Origin of the sequence: Mangrovicoccus algicola (genome assembly GCF_014903745.1) — a bacterium.
GTDB classification, from domain to species: domain Bacteria; phylum Pseudomonadota; class Alphaproteobacteria; order Rhodobacterales; family Rhodobacteraceae; genus Mangrovicoccus; species Mangrovicoccus algicola.
In genome coordinates, this window is record NZ_JACVXA010000123.1 from 1 (window position 1) to 3,640 (window position 3,640).

Here is a 3,640-nt window from a genome sequence, read left to right on the forward strand (position 1 = left end):
CCGGCGCATCCCCCGCCCGGCCCCGGCCCGGTCGCGGGGGGATGCCTGGCCGGTTTCGCCTTCGGCACGGTTCCCGCCGCGACGCTGGCCGCGCTGGCGCGGGCGGGGCGGCTGCGGCTGACGCCGTGGCGGATGCTGTTCCTGGAAGGGGCCGCAAGCCTGCCGGATCTGCCCGGGCTGATCGGCGATGCCGCGGATCCCATGCTGCGCGTGCATGCCTGCGCGGGCGCGCCCTTCTGCCTGCAGGCGCATCGCCCGACCCGCGCGCTGGCGCGGCGGCTGGCGCCGCTGCTGCCCGAAGGGGCGGTGCTGCATGTCTCGGGCTGCGACAAGCACTGCGCCCGCCCGCCGCGCGCCGATGTCACCCTGACGGCGACGCCCGAGGGGTATATGCCCTGCGACCCGGCCCGGCTTCCTGCCGCATGGCTGCCCCTGATTGCGGAGACGAGCTGATGCCCCATGACTACGAGAAGGACGGTGCCCGCATCTATGCGCAGTCCTTCGCCATCATCCGCGCCGAGGCCGATCTGGCGCGGTTCGATCCGGAGGAAGAGCCGGTCGCCGTGCGCATGATTCATGCCGCGGGGATGGTGGGTCTGGAACGCGGCATCCGCTTCGGCCCCGGCATGGCGGAGGTGGCGCGCGCCGCGCTGGCCGCGGGGGCGCCGATCCTGTGCGACGCGCGCATGGTCAGCGAGGGCATCACGCGCGCGCGCCTGCCTGCCGGGAATGCGGTGATCTGCACGCTGCACGACCCGCAGGTGCCGGAGCTGGCCGCCGGGCTGGGCACCACCCGCTCCGCCGCGGCGCTGGAGCTGTGGCGGCCGCATCTGGCGGGGGCGGTGGTGGCGATCGGCAATGCGCCCACCGCGCTGTTCCACCTGCTGAGCATGCTGGAGGACCCGGCCTGCCCGCGCCCGGCGGCGATCATCGGCTGTCCGGTGGGCTTCGTCGGCGCCGCCGAGAGCAAGGCCGCGCTGGCCGCCGCCGCGCCGGTGCCCTGGCTGATCGTCGAGGGCCGGCTGGGCGGCTCGGCCATCACCGTCGCCGCGCTGAACGCGCTGGCCAGCCGGGCGGAATGACGATGGGGCGCATCATCTGTGCCGGGCTGGGCCCGGGCGATCCCGACCTGATGTCGCGCCGCGCCGAACGCGCGGTGCGCGGCGCGGGGCAGGTGGCCTATTTCCGCAAGGCGGGGCGCGCGGGCCAGGCGCGGCGCATCGTCGAGGGGATGCTGGCCCCCGGCGCGGTGGAACATCCGATGGAATACCCGGTCACCACCGAGATCCCCTTCGACAGCCCCGAATACATCGACCGGCTCAGCGCCTTCTACGACGACTGGACCGAAAGGCTGGCGGTGCTGGCCGCATCGGGCGACGTGGTGGTGCTGTGCGAGGGCGACCCGTTCTTTTATGGCTCCTTCATGCATCTCTACATGCGGCTGAAGGACCGGGTGGAGATCGAGGTGATCCCCGGCATCACCGGCATGTCGGGCTGCTGGACGGGGACCGGGCTGCCGATCACCTGGGGCGATGACGTGCTTTGCGTGCTGACCGGCACGCTGCCCGAGGACGAACTGGCGCGGCGCATGGCGGGGTCCGATGCGCTGGTGGTGATGAAGACCGGGCGCAACTTGCCGCGCATCCGCCGCGCGCTGGAGCGCGCCGGGCGGCTGCAGGATGCCTGGCTGGTCGAACGCGGCACGATGCCGGGGGAACGCATCCTGCGCCTGGCGGAGGCGGCCACGGAGGATTGCCCCTATTTCGCCATCGTGCTGGTCCACGGGCAGGGTCGGCGCCCGGAACGTGCCCCGCCGGAGGGACGCGCGGAGGCGGCGGAATGAGCGGATGGATCGCGGTGGCCGGTCTGGGACCGGGCGCCGAGGCGCTGGTCACGCCCGAGGTTTCGGCCGCGCTCGCGGAGGCGACGGACGTGATCGGCTATGTCCCCTATGTCGCGCGGGTCGCGCCGCGCCCGGGGCTGGCGCTGCATCCTTCCGACAACCGCGTGGAACTGGACCGCGCCGCCCATGCGCTGGATCTTGCGGCGGCGGGGGCGCGGGTGGTCATCGTCTCCTCGGGCGATCCGGGGGTCTTCGCCATGGCCTCGGCGCTGTTCGAGGCGGTGGAGGCGCGCGGCGGCACGGGCGCCGATATCCGCATCCTGCCCGGCATCACCGCGATGCTGGCGGCGGCGGCGCGGGCCGGGGCGCCGCTGGGCCATGATTTCTGCGCGATCAATCTCAGCGACAACCTCAAGCCCTTCGCGCTGGTGGAGCACCGGCTGCGCCACGCGGCGCAGGGCGATTTCGCCATGGCGTTCTATAACCCTCGTTCGCGCGCGCGGCCGCATCAATTCGCTCGCGTGCTGGAGATCCTGCGCGAGGAATGCGGTCCGGACCGGCTGATCACCTTTGCCCGCGCCGTCACCACGGCGCAGGAGCGGATCGAGACGGTGACCCTGAACGAGGCGCGTCCCGAGATGGCGGATATGCGCACCGTCGTGCTGGTCGGCAATGCCGGGACGCGCCGCGTCGGGCGCTGGATCTACACGCCGCGCGGGGTGCCCGCGCCGTGAGCCTCCAGCCAGTCCATCGCCGCCTGCGGATCGGCCCGGGTCTCGCGCGCAGGGATCGCGGGACGCTCGGCCAGGATCACCGGCAGCCCGAGGCGCCGCGCCGCCGTCAGCTTGGCCACCGCGCCGGTGCCGCCCGAATCCTTCGACACGACATGGGTGATGCGATGCGCCGCCAGCAGCCGCGTCTCCGCCTCGGGGTCGAAAGGGCCGCGGGCGACGATCTGGCCGACATCCGGCAGGCCGGGGGGCGGCGGGCCGGGATCGACGCGGCGCAGCAGGTAATGATGCTGCGCCCGGCAGGCGAAGATCTCCGCCTGCTGCCGCCCGATCCCCAGGAAGACCCGCGCGGGCGTCTCGGGCAGGGCACGGGCCGCGGCCTCCAGGTCGGGCACGCGGATCCAGCGGTCGCCGGGGGCCTCGCGCCATCCGGGCCGTTCCAGCGCCAGCAGCGGCAGCCCCCGCGCGGCGCAGGCGGTGACGGCGTTGCGGCTCATCCCCGCGGCGAAGGGATGCGTGGCGTCGATCACATGGGTGATGCGCTCGGCCGCCAGCCAGGCCGCCAGCCCCTCGATCCCGCCGAAGCCGCCCGTCCGCAGCGGCAGCGGCTGCGCCGCCGGGGCGGCGGTGCGCCCGGCATAGGAATAGACGGCATCCAGACCGGCATCGGCCACCAGCCGCGCCAGCGCCGCGGCATCGGATGTGCCGCCCAGAAGAAGAAGACGTGTCATGATCGACCCCGCTGAGCCCTGGCTGACGATCCTGGGCATCGGCGAGGATGGACCGGCGGGCATGACCGATGCAAGCCGCGCCGCGCTGGAGGCGGCCGAGCTGGTCTTCGGCGGGCCGCGCCACCTGGCGCTGGCCGGGGCGGGGTCGCGCGGCCGCGCCTGGCCCGTGCCCTTCGACATCGCCCCGGTGCTGGCCGAGGCCGGGCGGCGGGTGGCCGTGCTGGCCTCGGGCGATCCCTTCTGGTTCGGCGCGGGCAGCCTGCTGGCGGCGGCGCTGCCGCCCGGCGCGTGGCGGGCGCTGCCGGTGCCGGGCACGGTCTCCCTGGCGGCGGCGC

The 3,640-nt window shown here is 74.4% G+C and carries 5 protein-coding genes and 1 pseudogene; 5 read left to right on the forward strand and 1 reads right to left on the reverse strand.

Annotation, left to right across the window (positions count from 1 at the left end; translation table 11 throughout):
• From ICN82_RS20885 to cobJ, 4 genes and pseudogenes are all read left to right on the forward strand, one after another.
• Positions 1–453 (forward strand): annotated as a pseudogene (locus ICN82_RS20885) (hypothetical protein); the annotation flags it as partial.
• A complete protein-coding gene (locus ICN82_RS20890) occupies positions 453–1,082 on the forward strand; it encodes a precorrin-8X methylmutase (RefSeq protein ID WP_193187219.1) in 630 nt (209 codons plus the stop codon). The pseudogene ICN82_RS20885 and the gene ICN82_RS20890, both read left to right, overlap by 1 nt.
• 2 nt (positions 1,083–1,084) lie before the next feature.
• Positions 1,085–1,843: a precorrin-2 C(20)-methyltransferase gene (locus tag ICN82_RS20895; RefSeq protein ID WP_193187222.1), complete on the forward strand. Its 759-nt coding sequence runs from the start codon at positions 1,085–1,087 to the stop codon at positions 1,841–1,843.
• Positions 1,840–2,577 (forward strand): precorrin-3B C(17)-methyltransferase, encoded by a 738-nt coding sequence (cobJ, locus tag ICN82_RS20900; protein WP_193187225.1) that lies wholly within the window; start codon positions 1,840–1,842, stop codon positions 2,575–2,577. Before ICN82_RS20895 ends, cobJ begins: the two co-directional genes overlap by 4 nt.
• On the opposite strand, the gene ICN82_RS20905 is transcribed toward cobJ, so the two are convergent.
• Positions 2,547–3,305: a cobalt-precorrin-6A reductase gene (locus tag ICN82_RS20905; protein WP_193187228.1), complete on the reverse strand. Its 759-nt coding sequence runs from the start codon at positions 3,303–3,305 to the stop codon at positions 2,547–2,549. The genes cobJ and ICN82_RS20905 overlap by 31 nt on opposite strands.
• Here ICN82_RS20905 and ICN82_RS20910 point away from each other — a divergent pair.
• A partial coding sequence (locus ICN82_RS20910) for an SAM-dependent methyltransferase (protein WP_193187231.1) occupies positions 3,304–3,640 on the forward strand: 337 nt, incomplete at its 3' end. The genes ICN82_RS20905 and ICN82_RS20910 overlap by 2 nt on opposite strands.